General features: G+C 40.4%; 23 protein-coding genes. 14 read left to right on the plus strand and 9 right to left on the minus strand.

The annotated features are described in order from the left end of the window. Positions 1 to 185 precede the first annotated feature (185 nt). The 7 genes from ACE01R_RS03690 (at position 186) to ACE01R_RS03720 (ending at position 6,823) form a co-directional block, all read left to right on the plus strand. Positions 186 to 1,610, plus strand: coding sequence for a phosphomannomutase/phosphoglucomutase (locus tag ACE01R_RS03690; RefSeq protein ID WP_395546222.1), 1,425 nt, complete (start codon positions 186 to 188; stop codon positions 1,608 to 1,610). A 10-nt stretch (positions 1,611 to 1,620) separates the two neighbouring features. Further along, positions 1,621 to 2,529: an acetylglutamate kinase gene (argB, locus tag ACE01R_RS03695; protein ID WP_395546223.1), complete on the plus strand. Its 909-nt coding sequence runs from the start codon at positions 1,621 to 1,623 to the stop codon at positions 2,527 to 2,529. A 150-nt stretch (positions 2,530 to 2,679) separates the two neighbouring features. Then, the gene (locus ACE01R_RS03700) at positions 2,680 to 3,474 is read left to right on the plus strand and encodes a GNAT family N-acetyltransferase (protein WP_395546224.1); all 795 of its coding nucleotides are present in this window, start codon (positions 2,680 to 2,682) and stop codon (positions 3,472 to 3,474) included. An 82-nt stretch (positions 3,475 to 3,556) separates the two neighbouring features. After that, entirely contained in the window at positions 3,557 to 4,405 is an 849-nt protein-coding gene (locus ACE01R_RS03705) for a class II glutamine amidotransferase (protein WP_395546225.1), read from the plus strand. 417 nt (positions 4,406 to 4,822) lie between these two features. Beyond that, complete coding sequence (locus tag ACE01R_RS03710) at positions 4,823 to 5,278, plus strand: bacteriohemerythrin (protein ID WP_395546226.1); 456 nt, start codon at positions 4,823 to 4,825, stop codon at positions 5,276 to 5,278. Between the two features lie 139 nt (positions 5,279 to 5,417). Next, entirely contained in the window at positions 5,418 to 6,503 is a 1,086-nt protein-coding gene (locus ACE01R_RS03715; RefSeq protein ID WP_395546227.1) for a hypothetical protein, read from the plus strand. Beyond that, positions 6,500 to 6,823 carry an RnfH family protein gene (locus ACE01R_RS03720; protein ID WP_395546228.1) on the plus strand — a complete coding sequence of 108 codons (324 nt, stop codon included), beginning with the start codon at positions 6,500 to 6,502 and terminating at the stop codon, positions 6,821 to 6,823. Before ACE01R_RS03715 ends, ACE01R_RS03720 begins: the two co-directional genes overlap by 4 nt. 45 nt (positions 6,824 to 6,868) lie before the next feature. On the opposite strand, the gene ACE01R_RS03725 is transcribed toward ACE01R_RS03720, so the two are convergent. Continuing rightward, positions 6,869 to 7,267, minus strand: coding sequence for an outer membrane protein assembly factor BamE (locus ACE01R_RS03725; protein ID WP_395546229.1), 399 nt, complete (start codon positions 7,265 to 7,267; stop codon positions 6,869 to 6,871). Between the two features lie 112 nt (positions 7,268 to 7,379). Between ACE01R_RS03725 and fur the strand changes: the two genes are divergently transcribed. Beyond that, positions 7,380 to 7,817, plus strand: a complete 438-nt coding sequence (gene fur / locus ACE01R_RS03730) for a ferric iron uptake transcriptional regulator (protein WP_131274151.1) — start codon at positions 7,380 to 7,382, stop codon at positions 7,815 to 7,817. A gap of 71 nt (positions 7,818 to 7,888) precedes the next feature. Here fur and ACE01R_RS03735 read toward each other — a convergent pair whose 3' ends face one another. Next, entirely contained in the window at positions 7,889 to 9,010 is a 1,122-nt protein-coding gene (locus ACE01R_RS03735; RefSeq protein WP_395546230.1) for a PilT/PilU family type 4a pilus ATPase, read from the minus strand. Between the two features lie 26 nt (positions 9,011 to 9,036). Continuing rightward, complete coding sequence (locus ACE01R_RS03740; protein ID WP_395546231.1) at positions 9,037 to 10,074, minus strand: type IV pilus twitching motility protein PilT; 1,038 nt, start codon at positions 10,072 to 10,074, stop codon at positions 9,037 to 9,039. A gap of 123 nt (positions 10,075 to 10,197) precedes the next feature. On the opposite strand from ACE01R_RS03740, the gene ACE01R_RS03745 reads away from it, so the two are divergent. Together ACE01R_RS03745 and ACE01R_RS03750 are read left to right on the plus strand one after the other, a co-directional pair. Beyond that, entirely contained in the window at positions 10,198 to 10,884 is a 687-nt protein-coding gene (locus tag ACE01R_RS03745; protein ID WP_395546232.1) for a YggS family pyridoxal phosphate-dependent enzyme, read from the plus strand. 161 nt (positions 10,885 to 11,045) lie between these two features. After that, on the plus strand, positions 11,046 to 11,843 hold the full coding sequence (locus ACE01R_RS03750; protein ID WP_395546233.1) for a thioesterase family protein: 798 nt from the start codon (positions 11,046 to 11,048) through the stop codon (positions 11,841 to 11,843). Between the two features lie 69 nt (positions 11,844 to 11,912). Here ACE01R_RS03750 and ACE01R_RS03755 read toward each other — a convergent pair whose 3' ends face one another. The 3 genes from ACE01R_RS03755 to ACE01R_RS03765 form a co-directional block, all read right to left on the minus strand. Further along, positions 11,913 to 15,509: an AAA family ATPase gene (locus tag ACE01R_RS03755; RefSeq protein ID WP_395546234.1), complete on the minus strand. Its 3,597-nt coding sequence runs from the start codon at positions 15,507 to 15,509 to the stop codon at positions 11,913 to 11,915. 9 nt (positions 15,510 to 15,518) lie between these two features. Continuing rightward, entirely contained in the window at positions 15,519 to 16,772 is a 1,254-nt protein-coding gene (locus ACE01R_RS03760) for an exonuclease SbcCD subunit D C-terminal domain-containing protein (RefSeq protein WP_395546235.1), read from the minus strand. A 125-nt stretch (positions 16,773 to 16,897) separates the two neighbouring features. Continuing rightward, positions 16,898 to 17,275, minus strand: coding sequence for a VOC family protein (locus ACE01R_RS03765; RefSeq protein WP_395546236.1), 378 nt, complete (start codon positions 17,273 to 17,275; stop codon positions 16,898 to 16,900). Positions 17,276 to 17,577: 302 nt separating this feature from the next. Here ACE01R_RS03765 and ACE01R_RS03770 point away from each other — a divergent pair, with 302 nt between their 5' ends. Further along, positions 17,578 to 18,558 (plus strand): diguanylate cyclase, encoded by a 981-nt coding sequence (locus tag ACE01R_RS03770; protein ID WP_395546237.1) that lies wholly within the window; start codon positions 17,578 to 17,580, stop codon positions 18,556 to 18,558. A 58-nt stretch (positions 18,559 to 18,616) separates the two neighbouring features. On the opposite strand, the gene ACE01R_RS03775 is transcribed toward ACE01R_RS03770, so the two are convergent. Beyond that, on the minus strand, positions 18,617 to 19,588 hold the full coding sequence (locus tag ACE01R_RS03775; RefSeq protein WP_395546243.1) for an MBL fold metallo-hydrolase: 972 nt from the start codon (positions 19,586 to 19,588) through the stop codon (positions 18,617 to 18,619). A gap of 304 nt (positions 19,589 to 19,892) precedes the next feature. Here ACE01R_RS03775 and ACE01R_RS03780 point away from each other — a divergent pair, with 304 nt between their 5' ends. Beyond that, a complete protein-coding gene (locus ACE01R_RS03780; RefSeq protein WP_395546254.1) occupies positions 19,893 to 21,101 on the plus strand; it encodes a hypothetical protein in 1,209 nt (402 codons plus the stop codon). 59 nt (positions 21,102 to 21,160) lie between these two features. Here the strand turns inward: ACE01R_RS03780 and metG are convergent, their stop codons facing one another. Further along, positions 21,161 to 23,218 (minus strand): methionine--tRNA ligase, encoded by a 2,058-nt coding sequence (gene metG / locus ACE01R_RS03785; RefSeq protein WP_395546259.1) that lies wholly within the window; start codon positions 23,216 to 23,218, stop codon positions 21,161 to 21,163. Between the two features lie 307 nt (positions 23,219 to 23,525). Between metG and ACE01R_RS03790 the strand changes: the two genes are divergently transcribed. Both ACE01R_RS03790 and ACE01R_RS03795 read left to right on the plus strand, forming a co-directional pair. After that, positions 23,526 to 24,242, plus strand: coding sequence for a hypothetical protein (locus ACE01R_RS03790; RefSeq protein WP_395546261.1), 717 nt, complete (start codon positions 23,526 to 23,528; stop codon positions 24,240 to 24,242). 272 nt (positions 24,243 to 24,514) lie between these two features. After that, positions 24,515 to 25,318 carry a hypothetical protein gene (locus ACE01R_RS03795; protein ID WP_395546262.1) on the plus strand — a complete coding sequence of 268 codons (804 nt, stop codon included), beginning with the start codon at positions 24,515 to 24,517 and terminating at the stop codon, positions 25,316 to 25,318. Positions 25,319 to 25,658: 340 nt separating this feature from the next. Here the strand turns inward: ACE01R_RS03795 and ACE01R_RS03800 are convergent, their stop codons facing one another. Next, a complete protein-coding gene (locus ACE01R_RS03800) occupies positions 25,659 to 25,853 on the minus strand; it encodes a hypothetical protein (RefSeq protein ID WP_086200385.1) in 195 nt (64 codons plus the stop codon). Positions 25,854 to 25,862: the final 9 nt, after the last annotated feature.

Here is a 25,862-nt window from a genome sequence, read left to right on the forward strand (position 1 = left end):
CAAACAAATAACGCTGTCTGCAAAGAAGTTTGTAAGTAACTTTTACCGTTGATTAAAAATACAAAATGCTTTTAAATATTAATCTTCTCATTTCATCCGATGATGCACTGGTTGTGAATTCAGACCTAATTCAGCATTCCATAAAATTTTATTTTATGACTCAATTGTAAGTAGAAAAATTCAGCATGAATTTTAAAAATAAAAAATTCCCCCTACAAATTTTTCGTGCCTATGATATTCGTGGAAAAATATCACTTTTGACACCTGAAATTGTACAAGCGACTGCCTATGGATTGGTTGATCAATATCTGAAGGCGGGGCAAACACAGCTTGTCATTGGCTATGATGCGCGTTTAACTAGTCCCCAATATGCGGAAATCATTCGGCAAGTTTGCGAAGAAAAAGGCTTGAGTGCCACAATCATAGGCTGTTGTTCGACACCACTATTATATTTTGTTGCCCGTCAGTTTGACGGTAATGGCATTATGCTGACTGCAAGTCATAATCCTAAAACTGACAATGGAATTAAATGGATTATTCAAGGCGAACCGCCATGTCCAGAGATGATTCAACAGGTCAGTCAGCATGCGAGCGCAGTTTTTGATCCATCACGCCAGCTATTAATTCAACCGGTTCAACATGAAGTCGTGGTGAAATACTGTCTTGAATATCAACATGCACTACTAAAAGACATCCAGTTAAAACGCTCTTTCAAAGTGGTCTTGGATGGCTTAAATGGTTCTGCGGGACGCTGTGCAGCGCTGGTACTCAAAAAACTGGGTTGTGATCTGACGGCTATCCGCTGTGAAGCCAATGGTCATTTTCCGGATCATGCTCCAGATCCGTCTCAGGAAAAGCATCTAGTTGAATTAAGAAATACAGTTCTAGATCAACAAGCAGATCTGGGAATTGCCCTGGATGGTGATGGCGATCGCCTCGTGTTAATTGATGAACAGGGAACGATTATTTCAGCAGATCGATTACTGGCTTTATTTTCAGAAATGTGTTTGAAAATGCATCCTGGTCATGAAGTTGTTTACGATGTGAAGTGTTCGACCATGGTGAGGAATACCGTTCATCGCTTAGGTGGACAGGCCAAAATGATCCGTACTGGCAGCTCTTTTTTACGCACTTACATGTCGAAATCCAAAGGCAGAGCCGTTTTTGGTGGCGAATATGCAGGGCATTATGTTTTTAATGACGGACGTGGTTTTGGCTATGATGATGGTCTGTATGCCGCATTAAGGGTATTGGAATATTTAAGCCAAGAACCCGATCTCACATTATCAAAAGCATTGCAGTCTTATCCAGAGCGTTATTGCACTGAAGATACCTATATCAGTACTCATAACATAGAACCGAATGCGGTACTGCATGATGTAGAAATGAAAAGTCAGGATTTTGATGCCCAATTAAGTAAAATTGATGGCGTACGACTTGATTTTGAAGATGGATTTGGCATTATTCGGGCATCGAACACCGGTGAATATTTTACAGTGCGCTTTGATGCGGATAATCCTGTAAGATTAAGCGCTATTCGACATACATTTGTTTCCATGTTAAGTGACCGATATCCTCAAATCGCACAAGACATTTTAGATGCTCAATAAGGAGAGGCGAATGCCACATCAGCATACTGGCATCGACAAAGCACAAATTTTGACTGAAGCTTTGCCGTACATTCAACGTTTTTCAGGTAAGACGCTAGTAGTGAAATATGGTGGCAACGCAATGACCGACCCGGAGCTGGAAAGCTCGTTTGCACGTGACATTGTATTGTTAAAAACCGTCGGTTTAAATCCGATCGTGGTACATGGTGGTGGTCCTCAAGTCGATTCGTTTTTGAAACAATTGGGTCGTGAATCTGACCGTATTGATGGTATGCGCGTGACTGATCCTGCGACTATGGAAGTGGTTGAAATGGTTTTAGGCGGTAGCGTGAACAAATCCATCGTGAATCTGATTAACCAGCATGGTGGTCGTGCCATTGGTTTGACTGGTAAAGATGGCAACTTGTTACGTGCGCAAAAATTGTTAATGGAAAAAACGGCTGAAGATGGCACAGTGAAGCAGATTGATCTTGGCCTGGTCGGTGAAGTCGTTGGTGTGAAAACTGATGTTCTTGAAATGTTTACTCAAGGTGATTTCATTCCTGTGATTGCGCCTTTAGGTGTAGATGAAGAAGGCAATACCTATAACATCAATGCCGATTTGGTGGCAGGTAAAGTCGCTGAAGCTTTAGGCGCAGAAAAACTGATTTTGCTGACCAATATTACCGGTGTGCTGGATGAAAATAAAAATCTGCTCACAGGTTTAAGCACTCAAGAAGTGGATCGTTTAATTGAAACCGGTGTGATTTATGGCGGCATGATTCCGAAAGTGGGCTGTGCACTGGATGCTGTCAAAGGTGGCGTGGTTAGCGCGCATATTGTTGATGGCCGTGTACCACATGCGACTTTGCTAGAAATCTTTACTGATCATGGGGTAGGCACCTTAATTACCAACCGCAGTCATCCGAAAAAAGTTTAATCGGAACGACCGGTTGCGATAAATTGTAAGCTAATATAAATAAGCCTCATTTTAATGAGGCTTTTTGTTTTGGATTTGTTGTTATTTGATCATAAAAATGTCATCTTGATTGCCTAGTGTAGAACAATAACAAAACCAAGGTCTTATAAGATGTTTGATCAGTTAAATAAGTATGATAAAAATTCTGTATTTCCCTTTCAAAAAGAGTTAGTTGCAAGCTCGCCGTATAAGTTTGAATGGATTGAAGATTTAAAAACCTTAAAGGAAGCTCAGCGTTTCCGGGCAGTGCAGTTTTCACAGCAGTTTGGCATTCAGTTTGAGTCCGGCCTGGATCAGGACATATATGATTTTGGTTGTGAACATGCGGTGTTGCGGGATAAATGGAGCAATGAAATTGTGGCTTATACGCGCTTAAAACTGTTTCAAGGCCATGAATTGAAACAGAGCTATAGCCAGCAGGAATTTAAAATTATTGAAGCGTTCAGCCACTTGGATAATATCGTCGAAATCGGGCGTACCTGCGTGCACTCGCGTTACCGTTCTGGAAAAGCCCTTTCGGTACTGTGGACGAATCTGCTACCCAAAATCGTGGGGGAGATGCGGGCCAAATATTTAATAGGTTGTGTCAGCATTCGCATGCAGGGTAATGAGGCTCGAGCCTATTATACTCATCAGTACATCAAGTCTTTAGCTAAACAATCCATTTGTAATATTCAGTCACAGCAGACCTTTGAACCACCATATCCGCAGTACAGCTTTCAGCAGGATGAACGCATTCCGAAACTGTTTGATGTTTATCTCAATATGCAGGCGCAGTTGTCCACTCAGGCTTTTTATGATGAAGCTTTTAATTGCCTGGATTATTTTGTGTATCTGGAAGCGAGTCAGCTGATAAAAAACTTTATTCTGCAGAAAAAATCAGAACTAAGTCTTGAAAATGGATAAGAAACGCTGATTTTACTGTTTGAAATGGCCAAGGAGTCATGCAAAATAGCATGGTGGTGAATTAAACAGATGATGAAGACTTATGTGCCAGTTACTCGGAATGAATTGTGCGACGCCAACGGATGTGACTTTCTCATTTCGTGGTTTTTCTCAGCGTGCTGGCATTACATCAGATCATTGTGATGGGTTTGGTATCGCTTTTTTTGAAGATAAAGCCTGCCGACTTTTTGTCGATAATCAATCGGCAGTTGAATCTCCAATTGCTGAGCTGATCCGCAACTATCCAATTAAATCACGCAATGTGATTGCCCATATCCGTAAAGCTACGCAGGGTAAAATAAATCTGGAAAATTCACACCCTTTTAGCCGTGAACTTTGGGGGCGGCAGTGGATTTTTGCCCATAATGGTGATTTACATGATTTTAATCCGACATTGTCTGGACGCTTTACTCCGGTAGGCAATACCGATAGTGAGCGCGCATTCTGTTATTTGCTGGATCAACTGGTGCTGAAATTTGGTTATCATGAACCCAAGCTTGATCAGGTTTTCGATTTGCTGGCAGAAATTTCTCCAAAAATAGCCGAACATGGCACCTTTAATTTCTGTCTGTCGAACGGTCAGGCATTATTTACTTATGCCATTACCAAATTGCATTGGCTGGTACGCGAATACCCTTTCAAACCGGCACAATTGATTGATCTGGATGTCGAGGTTGATTTTAGTCAGGTGACAACACCAGATGATCGCGTAGCAGTCATTACCACAGAACCTTTAACCCAAAATGAAACCTGGACGGCTTTTGTGCCAGGAGAGATGATTTTATTTCAGGATGGCAGACCTGTTCGACATCAACTAACCCATGTTGAGCGTTTAGAACGTGAGAGACTGAATCCGACTTTAAAAAGAATCACCAAGGCTGATCAATATTGATTGCACAGTACTTCAGATGAAGCTTTAGTGCCAGATATTAGATAGATATCTGGCTTTATTATTTATGATGAATTGAAATATTTTAAAATTTTATCGCCAGATTTTAATCTTTTGGGCTTTTGGGTATTTTTATATAATCGTACTATATTTATTTAATATAGTTAAAAATAACTTTTAAAAAATATAGTTTATAAAATCATATTAACTCTTGAATAAAGCATATTTTTTTAATGATTTTGGTTAAAAAATACTTTATCTTTTTAGTTGGGCTTTGAATATAATTAAATGTATATCAATGGGTTATATTTGTTTTATAAAAAAAACTGAAAGCCGACTATTTTGGTTTATTTTTATTTGTTGAAAATCAATATATTATGATTTTATGTGATTAATCGTTATATCTAATAGGTGGTCGTAATGAAAATGAAATGGGTTCCAGAATATAATACTGGTATCGATGTGATTGACGATCAACATAAACGAATTCTAGATTACATCAATGAAATTGATGATATCGCTGAAAATACCGATCGTGCGCGTATTAAACAGATTCTTGAAAATATTATCGATTACACTCAGTCGCATTTTACTTTTGAAGAGTCTTTGCAGGAAGAAGCAGGTTATAAATACCGCGTACCGCATAAACGTGTGCATGATTTATTCATTAAAAAGATTGAATCGTACCGTGACCGTTTTGAAATGGGACAGGCGATTGAAGGCGAATTGCATGAAGTTCTTGCAAAATGGCTGATTAATCATATTCAGCACGATGATGCCGATTATGTCGGTGCTGTAAAAGAAAACATGATGGGCATTATTAAAGAAAAAGAACAGAAAAAAGGTAAAAACTGGTTTGCTCGTTTCTTCTCATAAAAGATAAACGAGATAACAACAATTAAAAAAGATAATAACCTTGCGCGGCAAACCATTAGGCATAATGGTTTGCTTTTTCTTTTTGATTTTCACCTATGACAAAGGCAAAATAGCGAAAGACTTTTTTTAGGAACGCATCATGCAGGACAATGCTATGACACGATGGCTATCACCGCTGATGGCATTTTGTTTATCTTTTATCATCATTGCCACTTTAGCACCGATTGTAGGGATTCAGCTTGATCGCCAGCTTGATTTTTGGCTGTTATGGTTAGGTACCATGCTGATTTTGGCTTTACCGATCTGCTATTTAGAAATTGCCTTGGCAAAGCGCTCTAAAACCACAGCTTTAAATGCTTTGTCCAGCTTGACCCGTGATGCAGATGCATCGCAACAATGGCGTATCGTTGGCTGGCTGGCCGTAGTCTTTATTCCTTTCTTGGCAGGCGGCATGTTGTCTAATGCGGGCCAATTGTTGGGGCATTTTGCCGGTAATGGAATTGCAGCCAATCTTTTATTTATTGCCTTAGCCATTGTCGCAATTTTACTTTCATTTGCACCACGAAAAATTATTCTGATTTTAACTGTGATTGGTGTTTTTGCATCTTTAATTCTGGCCAATGTTATGGGGACTGCTTTACCCGCTTGGCATGTCACACCGGTTGAATTTAGTGAATGGGGTAGTGCCACCGTCTTGGCGCTGGTGGCGAGTGGTCTGGGCATGGGCCTGTACTGGCAAAGTAGTTTAGCTGAGATTAAACAGCAAGATATTGCAAGCAAAACCGTATTGCCGATCTGGATTGCACAGTTACTTGCCGTGATTGCTTTTGGTTTCTTTGCTGCCAATGCACAAATCCCGAGTTTTGCTTTTGTTGTTGCGGTGGTGAGTGCTGCGGCATTGTTATTGCAAATGGCGCGTGAACAGTTGTTGCACCGTCAGTTGAATATCGTGATTCAATGGCTGATTATTTTAGCTGCCGTATTGGTTTGGGCAATTCCAGCCATCAGCCCAGTTTTTAATAAGGTGCTGATGCTTTGGGGCTTAATCATCTGCCTGATCTATGCCATTTTTGCCGGATGGATCATGAAGATTAGCCATCTGCGTAAATCAATGAATTTCAGCAATGAGTTATTTTATAACTTGTGGCGTATTGCTATTCGTGTGGTGTTACCTATTTCGATTATCTTGGCGATAATCGAAATCATTGGGCAATGGTTCTCATGAGTGAGATACAACAGGTTTGGGTTGCCCATGCGGCACCCGATCAACAGTTTCATATTGCGGTGCCTTTTCAGCAAGGAATGACGGCTTTGGAGGCGGTTGAACAAAGCGGTATTCGGGCACAGATTGACTTGGCCGAGCCGCTTGCTTTGGGAGTTTTTGGCGTACGTCTGAAAGATCCGCATCACATTTTGCAAGCCGGTGACCGTGTCGAGATTTATCGACCCCTAACCATCAATCCGAAGGATATTCGACGCAACCGTGCAGCAGCAAACCCTGTCGGGCGTTATTGTCGTGGAAATCGCTTTAAACAATTGAAGTGATAAGAAAAACCCCTCAATGAGGGGTTTATTTTTATTTTAAAGCGTCTATAGTGGTGGCGCAGTTAAAATCGCTTCTTTTGAGCCTGGTAAGCCAGGTTGAGATTCTGGAATAGTTTCTAGGCCTTCAATCTTGATAACAGTACCAGTTTGATCGAAGTAAATTTTTAAATGTTGACCGTGTGCTGCTGGAATTTTCGCTTTTTTAGCATAAGTTCCCGGGATATAGTTGTAAATGTAGTCCCAACGTAAAGGATTCATTGGATCGGTTACTGTAGGACTACCCAGCAAAAAGCGAACTTGTTGGTGACTCATACCGACTTGAATTTTTGATGCTTGTGCTTGAGTTAATGGTGTCCCTTGAGGAATATCAACTTTATAAACGCCCAAGGTCGAACAGCCTGCGAGCAGTGAAGTGACGAATAACGTCAACATGATTTTTTGCATTTTGCTACACTATCCCAAATTAATTATGATGCATTTGATCCACGGATAGATCATACTGCATCTTAACTTTGTTGCATATTCCAACTTTAAATTTGTTGAGAGACCCTTTTACATGCCTATTTCAAATCAAGATTTACGCAAAGCTGGACTTAAAGTTACGCTTCCACGAATAAAAATATTGGAATTATTAGAAAATTCAAGACAACATCATTTAAGCGCAGAAGACATTTATAAGACTCTACTTGAACAGGGTGAAGATGTCGGTTTAGCAACTGTGTACCGCGTGTTAACACAGTTTGAAGCTGCGGGTATTATTCAACGTCATCATTTTGAAAATAATCATTCAGTTTTCGAAATTATGCAAGAAGATCACCACGATCATATTGTCTGCCAAAACTGTAATAAAGTGGTCGAATTCACCAATGACGTGATTGAGCATGAGCAACATGAAGTGGCTGAAAAGTTTGGCTTCACTTTAACCGGTCACTCTTTAAACCTTTATGGTTATTGTGATGCAACTGAATGCCAGGACGCATTACGTAAAAAATAACACTGACTTGGAATCAGGTTAAAAAAACAGGCTTCATTTGAAGCCTGTTTTTTCGCATTTTAGTCTAAAGGTTAAGCCTGACCATCAAAAGTAATATTTGAACTTGCTCGCATTAAACGATCACCACCTTCTTCTGACAACTTGATTTGCAAGCGCAGGTCATTTGGTGAGTCGGCATGTTTCAATGCATCTTTATAGCTAATCTGTTTGGCCTTGTACAAGTCAAACAAGGCTTGGTCAAAGGTCTGCATACCCAGTTCACGTGAACGTTTCATCAAGTCTTTAATTTCATGTACATCACCTTTACGGATCAGGTCTGAAATTAAAGGCGAATTGATCAGGATCTCAATTGCAGCACGACGTGAGTTACCATCTACGGTTGGAATCAGCTGCTGTGCCACAATAGCTCTTAAATTGAGTGACAAGTCCATAAACAGTTGGCTATGACGGTCAGCTTCAAAGAAGTGAATAATACGGTCAATCGCCTGGTTGGCGTTGTTGGCATGTAGGGTAGCAAAAACCAGGTGACCGGTTTCGGCAAAGGCAATGGCATAATCCATGGTTTCGCGGGAACGAATCTCACCAATCAGAATCACATCGGGTGCCTGACGCAAGGTATTTTTTAACGCGACTTCAAAGGTATCCGTATCAATCCCGACTTCACGCTGGGTAATGATACAGCCTGCATGTTCATGAATAAATTCAATCGGGTCTTCAATGGTAATGATATGACCTTTTGAATTTTGGTTACGGTATCCAATGATTGATGCTAAAGAGGTTGATTTACCGGTACCGGTTGCACCGACAAAAATGATGATGCCACGTTTGGTCATCGCCAATTCTTTTAAAATTGACGGTAACTTGAGATCATCCATGGTTGGAATTACGGTTTCAATACGACGTAGTACCATACCCGGCTGATCGCGCTGTTGAAATGCGCTAACACGGAAACGTGCCGTTTTGTCGCGGTTGTTAATGGCAAAGTTACATTCGCGTGTTTCGGCAAATTCTTTACGCTGCTTATCACTCATAATCGAGTTTAAAAGCTGTCCCACAACTTCGCCGGTCAGCTTGGTTTTTGCGATGGGCAAAATCTGGCCATTAATTTTCATGGATGGTTCAACATCAGCCGTAATAAACAAGTCAGATGCCTTTTGTTGAATCATCAAATTGAGTAAGTCATTAAAATCCATAATAAGAACCCCAATCCGTTTTAAACTTATAAGAATGATTCTGGTTGTTTCGCCATGGTGCGCGCAGTTTGCGGACTGATCACACCTTTTGCGACCAAGGTTTTTAAACTTTGATCGAGCGTAGTCATACCGTAGTTGGCACCGGTTTGAATCGCAGAATACATTTGCGCTACTTTATTTTCACGGATCAGGTTACGGATGGCTGGAATACCAATCATGATTTCGTGTGCAGCGACACGTCCACCGCCATTTTTCTTGAGCAGGGTTTGTGAAATAACAGCTTGCAAGGATTCAGACAACATGGCACGTACCATGTCTTTTTCTTCAGCAGGGAATACGTCAATCACACGGTCAATGGTTTTTGCCGCAGAGGTGGTATGTAGTGTACCGAACACCAAGTGACCGGTTTCAGCGGCAGTCAATGCCAAACGGATGGTTTCAAGGTCACGCATCTCACCCACCAGGATAATATCCGGGTCTTCACGCAGGGCAGAGCGTAGTGCTTCATTAAATCCATGGGTATCACGATGCACTTCACGCTGGTTGACCAGACATTTTTTGGATTCGTGTACAAATTCAATCGGGTCTTCGACTGTTAAAATGTGGTCATAACGCTGATCGTTAATATAGTCGATCATAGCTGCAAGTGTAGTTGATTTACCTGAACCTGTAGGTCCGGTCACCAACACGATCCCGCGCGGGAAATTACAAATATCTTTGAAGATTTGACCCATGCCCAAATCTTCAATAGTGAGTACTTTTGAAGGAATGGTACGGAATACCGCACCTGCACCGCGGTTCTGGTTAAATGCGTTGACACGGAAACGGGCTACCCCTGGAACTTCAAATGAAAAGTCGGTCTCTAACTTTTCTTCAAAATCACGACGTTGTTTATCATTCATAATGTCATACACAAGTTTGTGTACTTCTTTATGTTCCAAAGCAGGCAGGTTAATACGGCGAACTTCACCATCGACACGGATCAGTGGTGGCATCCCCGCAGATAAGTGTAAATCTGATGCCCCGTTTTTAGCTGAAAATGCTAAAAGTTCAGTGATATCCATAATTTCCCCGAGTTCATTTAAATGTTATTTATTTTGATAGAATAATAAGGCTTTCCCCGAGCTTAACCAACAGTTAGTTTAAAGGGAAGGCAAAAAAAGATGAATGAAATGAGAACCTCGTCAATGAATAGTCTTCAACAGTCACGAAATCAAGTTATACAGCAAATGGAAGATGCCTGTAAACAAGCCCGGCGCAATGTGGAAAGCGTACAGTTGCTGGCTGTTTCAAAGACACATCCAAGTGAATCTTTACGTGAGATGTACCAAACGGGACAACGGGCTTTTGGGGAAAATTATCTACAAGAAGCTTTAGATAAAATTGAATCTTTAAATGATTTAGAAATTGAGTGGCATTTCATTGGTCATGTACAGCGCAACAAGACCAAGCATCTGGCAGAAAAGTTTGCCTGGGTACATGGCGTAGACCGTTTGATTATTGCTGAACGCTTATCTAATCAGCGTGAGGCTACTCAAGCACCACTTAATATTTGTTTGCAGGTGAATATTGATGCGCAAGATACTAAAGATGGATGTCAGCCGAATGAGGTTGCTGATCTGGTCAAAAACATCAGCCTGCTACCGCATCTAAAACTACGTGGGCTGATGGTGATTCCTGCCCCGAATAATCCACAGGCGTTTAACGATGCCAAAGCCCTGTTTGAAGCTGTCAAAACTGAACATGCACATCCTGAAGACTGGGATACCTTAAGTATGGGCATGTCTGGAGATATGGCCGAGGCTATTGCCGCAGGTTCAACTATGGTACGGGTAGGAACGGCGTTGTTTGGTGCACGGGATTATTCAAAATAAAGTATCTGTATCGGGCCATATTGAACATTTGAAAACTGAACCTTAGGGTTCAGTTTTTGCTTTAAAAATTGAATCTTCCACTAAAGTTGGGTACAAAAAATAATCTAACTCACTACCTTAGATAAGAAATCATTTATTCAACCAAGGAAGCAGGGAAGTTTATGGCGGCATATTATCAATTGATCGGACGAAATACGGATGCAACGGGAGAAGTTACGGCTCAATACTGCTCAACTCTACTGGCTCAAGGTGCATGGAATGAACATGAACAGCACATGGCACCGGCAACAGGTATTATCTGTGCGGAATTAGACCGTTTTATGCCACGACAGGATATGCGGATTGGCCGGATCAGTCTGGATATTTTAGGTCTGATTCCTGCAGGTGAGTTTAGTATTAGCACGCGAATTATTCGTCCGGGAAAAACCATTGAACTGATTGAGTCAGAAATGAAGGCTCAGGGAAAAACCTGTATCGTTGCACGTAGCTGGCGCATGATGACGCAAAACAGCCAGTTAATGAAAGGTCTGGAAGATGTCCATGGTGAAAGTCCTGAACATGCGCCTGTTTGGGAAGGAATCCGTCAGTGGCCGGGTGGATATATTGAATCGATCGAAGCACGCAGTCATGAGCGCCGTGCCGGGAAAGGCGTGGTCTGGCTGCGAACGCAACATGACATGGTAGAAGCTGAGCCTACCAGTGATTTTGTCCGCTTAATGGGGATGGTCGATACCGCCAATGGCGTTGTACCACGTCAAGAGGTACCCTTTAGCTGGGGCTTTCCGAATCTGGATTTACAGATCCATCTGCATCGTTTACCGCAAGGTCAGTGGCTGGGCTTGGAAACCGTACAGCAGTATGGCGAAGATGGCATCGGCCTGACCAGTTCAGTACTGCATGATATACATGGCCCATTCGGGCGCAGTGAACAGATTTTGACCTTACGACCGATGGCATAGATATCTTGTTGATAAAAGCCTGGAGCATCCTCCAGGTTTTTTTATACTTTCTTGGATGAGCTTTTAAATTTATCCCACAATCTCGATGGTGCTTGCTCCGGCACCTAAAGGTTTAACCTGAATCTGCACTGGAATGCGTTCGTGCATTTCCTGAATATGCGAGATCAACACCACTTTACGACCCTGATTCTGTAATTGATCCAGTGCATTCATCACCATATATAAAGATGAGGCATCCAGCGTGCCAAAGCCTTCATCAATAAACAAAGATTCAATTTTCATCGAACCTGAAGCCATATTGGCAATCGCCAGGGATAAGGCCAGTGCAGTCAGGAAGGATTCTCCACCTGAAAGCGAAGCGACTGAACGAGTCTCACCGTCCATGTCATGGTCAATAATCGCCAGACTCAAGGAGTTGTCCAGACGTTTTAAGGTATAGCGCTGCGAGAGCATGGCCAGTTGCTGGTTGGCATGTTCAATCAAGATATCCAGATTATATTGCTGGGCATAATCGCGGAATTTCTTGCCGTTTGCATCTCCCATCAGTCCTGAAATTTTACTCCAACGGTGTTCTTCACTTTGAATGGCTTGAATTTGATCTGCAAATTGCTTTTGCTTTTCAAGATTACGTTGATGCATTTCAATTTTGAGTTTCACTTGATCCCGCTGTTCGATCAATTGTTTGAGCTGTTCAGCAACGGTCGTCAGTTGTGAAGATAGTGTTTCAGCATCAATTTCAGGTTGATGTTCCACATGTTGTAGAAGCTGTTCCTGAATGGCTTTAATACTTGCCAGAGCATCTGAGTGCGCTCGTTCAACGTCGACCACACGTTGTTTAAGTTGTTGTTCTTGTTCATGTGAAATTTCGCTTAGTTGTTGCAATAACAGCGCATTGAAATCTGTATGCTGACTTAACCACTGTTGAATATTGTGTTCAACATTTTGCTTTTGGGTTTGAAATTGAATTTGCTGAGTTTGACATTCTTTTAGCGTGCTTTGAGCAGTTTCAAAAGCTTGACGTACTTGGTCAAACTGCTGACGAGCTTGATTAAATTGAATGTGCAATTGTTGTCTATTTTGATCGAACTGCGCTAACCATTCATGTGGTTTTTCAACATTGCTTTGTGTCATGTCAAAAATGGCTTGAATGGCTAAATCACTATTTTGTTTGCCTTCTTGTGTAAGGTTTTCTATGCGAGTTTCTGTCGTCTTAATTTTTTCCTGACTAAATTTTAGATTTTGAACAGCTTGATCGCGCTGTTGCAATTTTTGATTAAGCTGAGCATTTAAATCGTTCAGTTGTTTTAAGGTGTTTTGACGCTGGAGTAACATGACTTGAACTTGTTCAGCCGTACTCAGCGTATTGTAACTCCATGCTTGACCTTGGGTGTCATTCAATAAACCTACAACATCTTGAATATTTTCTTCAGCTTGTTTTAGGACAGAAAGTTGCTGGCTGGTTTGTTGAATCATTTGAAGAAGTGTATGACGCTGTTTTTGTACTTGCTCATGCGTACTGAGTGCACCTTCAAGTTGTTTTTGCGTATGTTGAAATTCAATAACCTTTGTAGCTAGGGCTTGATCTAATACCAGATGATCTTGCGAGAAATCAAAGGGGATATCCAGCGTATTGAGTTGTTGTTCAAGCTGAGTTTGAGCAGGTTGCAGCTGTGATGACAGTGTTGCTAGTTGGCGAGCATTTGCTTCCCATGATGCTGTTTGTTGGGCATTCATTTTTTGCAAATGTTGCCATGCTTCGAAAGCTATTTGTTCTTTTTCAAGTTCTTGCTGTTCTTGTTGCTCTTGCAGTTTGAACAATTCGTTTGAAAGTGCATCCTGATTTTGTATATACGGATGATGTGTACTACCACAAACTAAACATGCTTCGCCGTCGACCAGGCTCGCTCTTAAATGTTCAATATTTTCAGTATGTAGTAAACGTTGCTTTTGCAACATCTGTTGTAATTGTTCACGTGCAATTTTTTGATTTTGATAGGCTTTTTCAGTAGATTGAAGTTGTACATGACTTTGGTCAATTTGTTGTTGCAGCTTATTTTGTGCCGAAACTAGCTTGCAGTTTTCAGCACTAATATTTTGGAAGTTTTGCCAATGCGTGTGTGTGACATCAAGTAGATTCAGCTGTTGTAAATGATATTCACGCTCAGTGCGTATAGCAGCAATTTTTTGATTCAGTTCATCATCTTGCCCATATTGCTGTGTCAGTTGTTCAAGCTGTTGCTGTTGTTGCATTACATTTTGATGCGCTTGACTCACATTGCCATGGTTTTTTTCAAATTGAGTATAGCTTTGAATAAAGCGTTGTAACTGGCTCAAATGTGCCGAAAGCCCATCATCCAAAGGATTGAAATGTGCAGATTCAGCCAAAAGTGCAGTGTGTTGTGTAATGTCATGTTGTAATTGTTGAAGCTCATTTTTGACTTGCTGTTCAGCATTTACAAGAGGAGAGTGCTGCTCCCGTAAAGTCTTTAGTTCATCTTTAATTTTAAGCAACTGATCACCCAAAACACGTCGATCGGCAATGCGAGCACGAACCATCTCAATGTTTTGCTGGTGCTGAATTTCAAATTGATGTTGCTGTTTTTGTGCATTATCTATTTTTTCAAAGGTCAATTTTTCAGTATTGAATTGTTGTTCAATTACCGTGAATTGCTTCTGAATGCGTTCTAATTTAGGTTGAAGTATTGCGATGTCAGCATTTAAATTTTTCTGCAGAATGACGCTAGGCCGAATAGAAGAAAAGCATTCAAGTTGTTGCAGTTGTGCTTTTTGCGGAGCAAGTGCATCTAGATATCGTTGCTGAGCCTCCAAATATTGCTGACGTGTTTGTACATCAGCTTGAAGTTTATATTTTTGTTCAAACCATTGTTGCTGCTTTTGTAGATTTTGCTTTTCAATATCCAGTTTTTGATGATCTTGGTTCAGTTGTTGAAGTTTTGAGGAGTAGGCAGTGAAATCCTCTTCAGACAGCAACTCAATATGACCTAAAACGTTTTCGAGCTCTTTGCGCTGATTGGCAATCAGCTTGGTTTTTTCATAAGCCAGTTGGCCAATTTTGCCAAAGATGTTGGAATTGGTCAGATATTCCAGCAGTTCACCGCGTTCATTATCGCGGGCTTTTAAAAATGCCGTAACTTCCGATTGTGCCAATAACACTGCGCGGGTAAATTGCTCAAAACTGAGCTGGCTGATTTTATGGATACTGGCATCGACGGCTTTGGCTTTATCGGCAATGACCACACCATCGGTCAGGCAGGTTAAATAGCGCTGAACACTTTGCAGTTTTCCATCGGCTTTTTCACGTGAACGTTTGAGTTCCCAGCGCGCAAGATAGCGTTTCTGATCCTGTGCAACAAAGCAAACTTCGGCAAAGCCATGCGCGGTGCCCCGGCGCAAAACAGTCAAAGGTGAGTTGGTCAGTAACTCTGAACCATCGACATCCTGTAGTTTGCCATCACTGTCTTTTAAACGTGGAATCTTGTTGAACAGTGCCAGACACATGGCATCCAAAATGGTCGATTTTCCGGCACCGGTTTTGCCGATGATGGCAATCAAACCCGCACTGGCCAAAGGTTCAGTTTCAAAATCAATAAAATGCTCACCCGAAAGCGAAGCTAAATTTTTTATACGAATGGATAGAATTTTCATGGACAGTTCTTAACGTATTTGTTGTTCTTCAAGTGATTTTTCTGCTTCGTGCATCAGACTGATAAAATCTTTTAATACATTTTCATCATTGCTATAGCCCTGTTTTTCCCAGATTTGCTGAAACAGTTTTTCCGGTGTTGGCGGTTCCAGGCAAATTTTTGCAATTGTTGAACTGTCATTTTCCACAGATAAATATTGCCGTGAAATTCGTACCAGTCGATAGCGATTTTTAGGCAGCGCTTCTTCAAATTGTTGTCTTAAATTGGGCAAGGGCGGTGTCAGGGTGTGATATTCGATATCAACATATTCACGCTGATCGATCTGTTCAATTTCACCCTCGGGCAAGGTTTTTAGTTTTTCCATCACTTCATTCAGCTCGCCACGAATTTTATGCAACTGAATACAGCGTGGTATGGCAATAGCTTCAAACTGAAAGCGTGATTCATCTTGCTTGAGAGGATCAATCTGCACATCCACAACCTGATGTTTATAGTGAATCTCACTAAAAGATAAAGGGATAGGGGAGCCACTATAACGAATGTGCGGATGCTGAACTTTTTGTGGTTTATGCAAATGCCCAAGTGCCACGTAATCAATCACATCATCAAATAATGCCGTCGATAAGGCTTCTTCATTGCCAATAATAATCGGGCGTTCCGAATCGGAAGTTTCACCGCCTTGCATATGGGCATGTGACATCAGAATAAGCGCCTGATTATCCGTTTTACGTTTTTTGGCTTCGGCAATCAGTTGCTGGTGCAAATAGGCAATCGCATTTTGGCTATTACTGGTGTGTTCATTCACACCGGTAATTTCTGCTGGACGTAAAAATGGCAGTGCCAGACACCAGGCCACAATTTGTTTTTGCTGATCGTAAATAGGCAGCAGTAAACGGTCTAAATCAATCTGGCCTTCGGCATTTTTATGAATCACTCCAACCGTTTTAGCATTATATTTCTCAAGTAAAGGTTCGACCTGTTCAATGCGATATCCTGAATCATGATTACCGGCAATCATCAGCGTTTGCATATGAGGGGCAAGTTCATGTGCATCGGCTAGGAATTGATAAAGCTGTTTTTGTGCGCTAGATGCAGGGTTGATGACATCAAAAATATCGCCAGCAATCAGCAGCGCATTGGGCTGTTTTTGTTGAATTTGTTCAAGTAGCCAGCTTAAAAACTGTTCATGTTCATACTGGCGTGAATGGTTATAAAAGAATTGTCCCAAGTGCCAATCTGATGTATGCAAAAAATGAACAGCCACGAATGCCCCAAATCACAATGGATAAAATGAGCTTATAAATTACCATAAATAATGCAGTCTATTCTGCATTTCATCATGGGTGTGGCTGCCTAATTTATGTTAATTCATTTAATTCTAAAACTTTTTTATTGGGCATTTTCATCTGCTTCTACCAGGCCAAAAGTATTGTGATCAAGGTCGAGAAAATATCCCTGCCAGCAACGTCCTGGAATGGCAAATTTAGGCATGGCAATTTGACCACCGGCGGCAAGAATCTTTTTGGCTGTTTCATCAAAATTTTCAACCAGCACAGAACAGGTATAAGCATTGGTACCACAATGGGTTGGAGGGACTTTTGCAGGGCGTTTTAATAATCCACCCGACATGTTTTCAGTTGCAATTTGATAATATTCAATTGGAAGACCGTCAACTTTACTAAATTTCCAGCCAAAAACAGACTGGTAAAAATCGATATCTCTGGCTGGATTGGAAGACTGGATTTCAAAGTAAACAATATTATTCATCATGTGGTCCTGAGTGTTGTTTTGAAAATTTTAGAAAAATAGAGGGGCGTTGTTCAAATTGCAGAACATAGGGATTACTTCGAAAATAAATCAAATACCTAGAAATATATGTTTCTTCTTTGAGAGAAATTGTAGAATAAATAATCATCTTGAAACGTAAAAATGTTCAGTTGTGAAAAAGCAGTTTTTATTGGGGAACCTGCTGCAAGCAGGTTAATCATCAAGAGCGTATTGAAATGTCCTGTATGGTAAAACCAGAACATGCAAAGACATTTTTTGCACATTCAAATTAGAGTAGTCCTATGCCGAAAAATCCGTTTGATGAGCAGCAATTGTCGAATGACATGTTTTACAAGACATTATTAGAGTCAACCTTAGCCATTCCATGGAGCATTGACTGGGCCACGAAACAGTTCAGTTATATTGGTCCACAAATTGAAAAATTACTGGGCTGGGAACAGGATTCCTGGAAGTCGGTGCAGGACTGGGCCGATCGTATGCACCGGGATGATCGTGATCATGTGTTGAATTATTGTGTGTCGCAATCAATTGCGGGTATAGATCATGAAGCGGATTATCGTGCATTAAAGGCAAGCGGTGGATATTGCTGGATTCGTGATGTGGTCCATGTGGTGCGTAAGGAAAATGGTGAAGTTGAACGTTTAGTCGGCTTTATGTTTGATATTTCTGAACGTAAGAAAAAGGAAGAGGAATTAAAAGCATTGCACCGCAAGCTGGAAGAGTTTTCCTATAAAGACGGTTTAACTGAAATTGCCAACCGACGCTTATTTGACGATTTCTATTCACGTGAATGGAACAATGCAATACGTGAACAAAAGCCCCTGTCAGTCATTTTGATCGATATCGATTTCTTTAAACAATACAATGATTTTAATGGGCATATTATCGGCGATGCCTGTATCAAGCAGATTGCACAGATGCTGGAAAGTTGCTGTGTACGTCCACGTGACCTGGTGGCGCGTTATGGGGGAGAGGAATTTGCGATCGTGTTGCCAGAAACGAATTTAGAGGGAGCTATTCAAATTGCAGACAATATAGTTCGCATAATTGAGCAGGCAAAATTACCCCATCGGGCATCTCCCATTTCAGAGAATGTAAGTGTGAGTCTGGGGGTGAAATGTATTCGTCCGACAGAAAAAGAGGACAAAATACACTTTTTAAATATGGTTGATAAAAACCTGTTTAAAGCCAAACAGACCGGACGTAAACGTTATGTTGCCGATGAAATATCAAATTCAATTTTAAGTTCAGCGGACAATTGAAACGCAGATGAAATCAAAAATCCCCTCAAGTGAGGGGATTATTTTTATTCATCTTTTATCAATCCTTAAAATGTATCGGAATCCACTGATAACTCTTACTGTCTTTAGAATAAATATGTCCAAGACCCGGAAATGGTAGGTGTGGTGCTGCAATCAGCTGTCCATCTTTGGCATATTCAGCAAAGTGTTTTAAACGTGTCTGTACCGCTGCTTTGGGATCAGTATCAAATTCAATCGCAGTTTCAGGACGGTCAAACTGAAGTGTATGCGAATGTACAATGTCACCAATAAATACGACTTCCTGACCATCTGACTTCAATTTAAAGCTGTAATGTCCCGGGGTATGACCAAAAGATGGCTTAAATTCGATATCGCCAAAAGCCAAGGATTTGTCAGAGAATACTTTCACTTTTTTGGCTTTCTCATACGGAGCTAAAGCAGCTTTAATTTTCTCAACCGTACCCAAGAAACCTGCTTGTTTGTCTTTTGGCAGTTTCTTCACGGTGTTGGGATTCAGCCAGTAGTTATATTCGGTTTTGGCAATGTGCAAGGTGGCATTTGGATAATTTGCCACGCCCTTGTTAGAAATGCCGCACACGTGGTCAGGGTGTAAGTGGGTGAGGAAAATTTCGTTCACTTGTTCAGGCTTGTAACCTGATGCTTTCAGGTTGTTATAGATTGAACCTAAATGTGCGCCAAAGCAGCTTGCTGCACCGCTGTCTACCATCAGTAATTGATTACCTGTATTAATCAGGAAGGCATTGACTGAGGTTTGGATGCCTTTGGCTTGGTCAGCATAGTATTTTTTGAGAATCTCGGTTTTTTCGGTGTCGCTTAAGCCTTTAAACATGGATGGATTGAGGTAGTTTGTTCCATCGAGTAGGGCGGTGATTTGGGTATTACCGATTTGGTGATGGTAGTAGCCTGCTACTTGTTGTGGGGCTTGGGTGGTGGTTGGTTCAGCAGCTTGTGCGGTGATAGCTGTACTGCTTAGTGCGAGTGCTAAGAATAGAGGTTTTAAAGTTTTCATAGGGTTCTTATAGCTTTTACAGAATTACTTCTTTTTATCATATTTATTGCCGAAGTTTAAAATTAGTTGAAAGCTCCTTCTCCCACAGGGAGAAGGTTGGGATGAGGGTAATTATCACTATTTCTTATTTGCCTTACTTTTGTCGGGGCAAACGTAACAAACCCCCTTTGTTCGTTAGAGGGCACGTCCGTGTGCCCTTAACGAACGGGCGACATCCGTGTCGTAATTCATGATTGGAAAATTTTTGAAATCCTCAGTTAATTTAGCTAAATTTAATTACTACAAATAAACTAAAGAGAAAATTGTGCTTTCAATTAATAATCCTGAAATTTTAGAAGTGTTAGAAGATTTTCATGGGGGCATGTTGCCTTTTGTAATGGGAGAACAAAAATATTTGGTATTTAAGATACCTAAAGAGTGCATCTTAACTGTAAAGAAAAATAAAAAACTAGAGATATTATTAGATAAAATCAATCTTAATGATAAAGTAATACCTGTACTTCTAGCCATATTTCATGATGATGAAGATGAGCCTTTGATTCTTAAAAATCCATTATTTGATCAGGATTTAAATGTCTATCAAGAGTTTTTTAGAGCTGAAAAAATTCAAATAAGCTTCTTTAACGAAAATAATTACGAATTAATGTATTACGAAGCCATGTTGGAAAATATAGGGCTTTTTATCGAACAATTAAGATCTATGAAGTGTGTGAATGTAGAAAGTGTAAATCAATATGAATTTATGAAAGCATATTGTGATTGGGAGATTGTAGATAAAATAAATTACGAATCAAAAATATTAATAACTTTATTAGAACCACTTTTCCCAGATGATTTTTTAATAACCGATTTAAGAGGAGTTAATTATGACGGTATAGATAATCATAGTATTTACTATACACAATTAATTAGAGACGAAAATCCCGGAAAATTTCAAGAGTTAGAAATTGCTAAAATGCTTTCACGAATTTTTAAACCTGATCAAATTTTTATAAATCCCTTAAAAATTGAAGATGGAAAAGAGATAGCTGATATTATTGTAGTTACAGAAAATGAATTATTTTTGATTCAGGCAAAAGATACACCTAATACCGAGGAAATATTGTCATCTTCATTGAAACGAAAGAAAAGCAAGACTTTAAAACATTTTAAAAAAGCTGTAGAACAATATAAAGGGGCAGCGAGATACATAAATCAAATTAAAGATTTAGAATTTAAGATAGCAGAGCATATTTATAAATTCCCTGAAATTCAGCAAAAAAAATTAAGATCTATAATTATTGTAAAAGAACTTTTTCTGCATGATTACTCAGAATATTCAAAAATAATGTTACAGGCTATGCAGCAGGAAAATAGTCCATGCTTATTTTGGGACTTCACTGATTTACAAGAAAAAACGATGGTATTAAGAGATAATCTACTGGAATTTAATAATTTTTATGATAGAACCTATGAGCGAGCTAGACATGACCAAGAATTTTTAAAAGTAGTTTTAGCAAATAGAATTAACTGAATATTACTTTGTAAAAAGCCCCTACATCGTAGAGGCTTTTCTTATCTAAGACCTAAATCTTAAGACACTTTATCACCCGGTTTAGCACCAGATTCAGGTGAAATCACCCAAACACCGTCGCCATTACCCGCAGCTAACACCATACCGTTTGAAATACCAAAACGCATCTTACGTGGTGCAAGGTTCGCCACCATTACCACCAATTTGCCTTTTAAGTCTTCAGGTTGGTAGAACTCACGAATACCGCTAAATACGTTACGTGGCTCAGCTTCACCCACATTTAAAGTCAATTGAAGCAGCTTGTCAGAACCTTCAACCGTCGCAGCTTCTAAAACTTCCGCCACGCGTAGGTCAACTTTCATAAAGTCATCGATATTGATGATTTCAGCTTCACCAACTTTAGCTTCTGGTTTCTTTTCAACCTTCTTCTCTTTTTTCTTTTCAGCTTTTGGTGCTTCAGCAGGTGCAGCTAAAGAATCTTTAGATGCATCAACCATTGCCGCTACGGCTTTAGGATCAACACGTTGCATCAACGGTTGGAACAATGCAATTTCATGACCCACAAGAATCGTTTCACGAGAAGCGAAATCGAAAGAAGCCAATTGTAAGAAGTCTTGAACTTGTTGAGCCAATGTTGGAAGTACAGGCGCAAGATAAACTGCCAATTGACGGAACAGGTTAATACCTACAGAACATACGTCATGTACTTGCTGTTCTTCGCCTTCAATTTTCGCAAGCGCCCAAGGTTTTTTCTCATCGATATACTGGTTAGCTTTGTCAGCCAAGGCCATGATTTCACGAATCGCAGCAGAGAATTCACGCGCTTCGTATTGAGCGGCAATCGATGCACCTGCATCAATAAAGCTTTGAACCAATTCAGGCTCTGCACAAGTTGCAGACAATTTATTGTCAAACTTGGTGTTGATGAATTTTGCACAGCGGCTGGCAATGTTCACCACTTTACCAACCAAGTCTGAATTTACTTTCTGTACGAAATCATCAAGGTTTAAGTCAGAATCTTCAACTTTGTCAGAAAGTTTAGAGGCGAAGTAGTAACGCAAATATTCAGGGTTGAGATGCTCTAAATACGTTTCCGCTTTAATAAAGGTACCACGAGATTTCGACATCTTCTGACCATTCACAGTCAAGAAACCATTTACGAATAAACCAGTAGGGGTACGGTAGTTTGCACCTTCAAGCATTGCCGGCCAGAACAGTGCGTGGAAATATACAATGTCTTTACCAATGAAGTGATAGACTTCATTTTTAGAGTCTTTTTTCCAGTAATCGTCAAAGTTGAGTTCTGGACGTTTGGTTTTAACGTAGTTTTCAAAGCTCGACATATAACCAATTGGTGCATCGACCCAAACGTAGAAATATTTGTTTGGCGCATCTGGAATTTCAAAACCGAAATAAGGCGCATCACGAGAGATGTCCCAGTCCGCTAAACCTGCTTCAAACCATTCGTCTAACTTGTTTGCGATAGATACAGGTAAACGGCCTTCATCACGGGTCCATTTTTGCAGGTATTCAGCAAAGTTAGGCAGTTTGAAGAAGTAATGATCTGAAGATTTCTCGACAGGTGCAGCACCACTTAATGTTGATTTTGGATTCAACAATTCAGTTGCGTTATAGGTTGTTCCGCATACTTCACAAGAGTCGCCGTATTGATCTTCCGCTTTACATTTCGGGCAAGTGCCTTTAATGAAACGATCCGACAGGAACATGCCTTTTTCAGGGTCAAATAACTGAGTGACAGGACGAACAGCAATATTGCCTGCTTCACGGTTTTTAATATAAATTTCTTGAGAGCGTGCTTTGTTGGCATCACTGTTGGTCGAATCGTAGTGATCGAAATGCACACCAAAGCCATCGAAATCACGCATATGTTCTTTTTGTACATTGGCAATTTGTGCTTCTGGCGAAATACCATTGGCTTCAGCACGCAGCATAATTGCTGTGCCGTGAGCATCATCCGCACATACATAAGTCACATCATGACCCATTGCACGCATGGCACGAACCCAGATATCTGCCTGGATATAACCGAGTAAATGACCCATATGGATGGGGCCATTGGCGTATGGAAGGGCGTTGGTGACTAGGATATTACGCACGGATATGACTCTCTCATTCGTATTTTATGCAAGGTGGATGATTTTACCTGATGCGCGGAGGAATACAAAGCAAAGCTTTAATTGAATCATGATGATTCAAGCGACCTGAATATTCAAAGATAAAATTCAATATCATCCGATGAGCGAATATTAAATAATTGATCGAGCTAGGTTAACGCTACTTTCTGCAATCAATAGCAACAACATGTACAGGCTTTGTTGCAGTTTGCTTAATTCGTCCGCGAGGGTGCAGGCTTTGTGCTAAAAAAATTGTCTGATCATTTTATGACACCTCAGGAGGGTACTCATGACTCAGAATAACCAGACAAGTACTTCGAAGCAAAACCAAGATAAAGAACCACATGCACAACAACTGAATGATCAATTGGAAAAAGAGCAAAAGCAGAACGAGATTGATAAACAGCACAAGCAGGAACATCAGGACGTTCTAGAAGCCCAGCAGAAAAATACTGATGAAAAGTCTGTAGTGAAGCAAGGTGCTCAGCTCAATGGCGAACATGCAGACCAAGAAGATAATTCTAAAGAAGCTCAGTCTGGCAAGTCGGATAATAAAACTGAAACTATGAAGATGGATGACTTAAAAGCCAAGGCGATCGCGATTGGTGAGGAACTGCTGAAAAAAGGCGAAAAGATTCTGAATGAACTAAAAAATGGCAAGTCAGACAGCCAGCAAAATAGCGAACATGGTTCTGGTGACACGAAAAAGGCGAAAGCGGATCATACCTCGGAAGATGAATCGGCAAATCAGTCAGATCAGCAGGACCGTATGGCACATTTCAAAGATGAGGCCCTGCATAAGTTTGAAGACACCAAACAGAAGATTATGGAGTGGGTCAATGAAGCCTCTGTCAAACTGGGTGAACTGAGACAAATGGCGACAGACACAATGAGTAAAATGAAAGGAGAAGATCAATCTCAGTCAGGTGAGCCGAAAAAGCAGGATCAAGATAAAACCGATCAATCTGAGCAAAACAAGTCTGACCAAAATAAAAATCATCAATAATGGTTTCAACTTTCAGGATACTTCAGTCAGGGCATGATTGAAGGGACTGGAAAGGCCGAAAAATTGAGGATCGTTCCGAGAACCTCAAAACATGGTCTATCTGCATATTGGGTAATGTCTAAATCAGGCACACTTTTATTGAGTGGGTCTGACGTTGACTGAATCTCGATTGGGATTCAATCAACGTCATAGTATTTATTTTATAGTGCTATGTGCTGTATTGAATACCTGTGATAATAGGCACTTAAAGCAATGTGCCAAGAGTAAAGACCATGATTGACGAAGATTATTTTGATGATGACCAGCCTGTCACGCGTATTAAGCAAAATGCTGCCAGTCAAAAACAATTGGGCAGTCAAATTTTAAAAGATGCGGAGCAATATCTTGAAGAGATCTCGGCAGATGAACATGCTTTTCTCATCAAAACATTATTGGGCTTAGCCGAGCAGGAATCATATTTTCAAGTGCTGGCTGATGAGCTTGATCAACCGATTGGTGCCAAGTTTGCCAATGATGCCTTAAACCTGATGCACTTTTGGCCTGCTATTCACCAGTTTGAAGATTTAGAACAATTTAATTTACTCGACATTATTAACAGCGAACATTTCCAAACCGAAATGCTCAAAGCTTTTGACGCTTTAGAGATTGATGAAAATATCAAAGCGAAGCGCCGTCTGGTGTTGCTTGAAAGTTTTAAAATGTACAAACTCGGCTTCTATAGTGGTTGCATTCCAAATGTTTACGCACAGCTCGAAGGCATCTTGACCGATGTGCTGATTGAGGCGGGTTTTTTAAAACAAAATGCAACCAAGTTTGTTGATGTTTATAAAATTGTCCCAGGCTTAAAGGGCAATGAAATTAAAAGCTTGTGGCACAAAGCGAAAATCGCGGTTGAATTGAATGGTTATTTTTCCGAGCTTGCAGCTTATAAGATGGACAGTAGTTCGACCGTAAGCATGACCCGCCATAACATTCTGCATGGTACTGACCTGAATCATTTTAATCAGGGGCGCAGCTTCGTATTGTTTATCTGGCTGTTTTCTGCAGTGAGTTTTATGGGTACGCTTAAACACTGATAAAACTGACGTAATTATGTTCAGCATCAGCTTAAATTGGCTTGGTTTAAGAGGGCTTATAGGTTGAATAGGCGAGAGATAGATGGAGTTTTTAGCTTTACAGCGGATAAAGAATCTATCTCTTTTTTTATGGCTTTGATCGGCAGCAGGGACTTTAAAAAGAAATCTTCTAGCTTGGGTGCTTTAAGCATCTTATTTAAACAGATTGATGCGAGCGGATCTTAGCCAAATCATATTTTTTATGGCAGATTAAAATTATCAAACCTGAGTTTGGGGAAGTTATACTCAAGTTGATATTGGCTAGCCGAATTTCTAAATCACTAGATAAATCTAATGAAATTTACAGCTCACGCCAGACTTTATTTTCATCTTGCAAAGAAACAGTGAAATTAAAATTTGAATCGTCTGATACAAGCAGGCTTGTAGGTGTATGCATAACTACTTTTAAAATAGTCCCTTGTTCAAAAACGAGAGGATTGCAGTTCTCTTTTTGCAAGGTAACGGGTTTTAATAATTCGATCACTAATTTTTCCATTTCACTTCC

Source organism: Acinetobacter sp. BSP-28, assembly GCF_044130285.1.
Taxonomy (GTDB): domain Bacteria; phylum Pseudomonadota; class Gammaproteobacteria; order Pseudomonadales; family Moraxellaceae; genus Acinetobacter.